Here is a 503-nt window from a genome sequence, read left to right as displayed (position 1 = left end):
CCGGTCTCGTAGAGCCAGAGGAGATAGCGGACCACATCAGGGAGTTCGGCGTCACTGACGAGGGTGTTTACGGTGACATAGACCCGCACACCCCGGAGGTGCGCGTAATCGACGGCGGACCGGAGCTCATCGTCCGAGAAGTTCGCCGCATAGTGCCTGGCCCCGAAACGCCTCCCTGCAAGGTAGACCGCGTCGGCGCCGGCGGCGACTGCTGCGGCCAGAGCTTCCGGCGACCCGGCAGGAGCGAGCAGTTCCGGCGGTGCGGCCGAACCGGCCTTTAGATGATCGTGCGGCATTTGATCCAGTACCATCACCCCGCCGGACTATATATTCCACCCCGACAGGCGTTCGTGGGACACTGCCCTCGGGCTTGAACCTTTGAAGGTAGGCGCACCGGATGCAAGAGTGAACCGGGGCCGTTTCCCCGAGACCGTGGAGGGTATCCTGCCGGAGGCCCGACCTTAGGACAGAGGAGGCGAGCCCATTGGCGCTAACGTATCATG

1 protein-coding gene is annotated in these 503 nt (G+C 64.2%); it reads right to left on the bottom strand.

Annotation, left to right across the window (positions count from 1 at the left end):
• The coding region (locus BP858_RS01235) for a peptidase U32 family protein (RefSeq protein WP_394339364.1) at positions 1 to 296 on the bottom strand (296 nt) is incomplete at its 3' end.
• Positions 297 to 503: the final 207 nt, after the last annotated feature.

The organism is Methanoculleus sp. UBA413 (genome assembly GCF_002502935.1).
GTDB lineage: Archaea > Halobacteriota > Methanomicrobia > Methanomicrobiales > Methanoculleaceae > Methanoculleus > Methanoculleus bourgensis.
The sequence above is the reverse complement of the archived record's forward strand: the minus strand, read 5'-3'. Positions and strand labels throughout refer to the sequence as shown.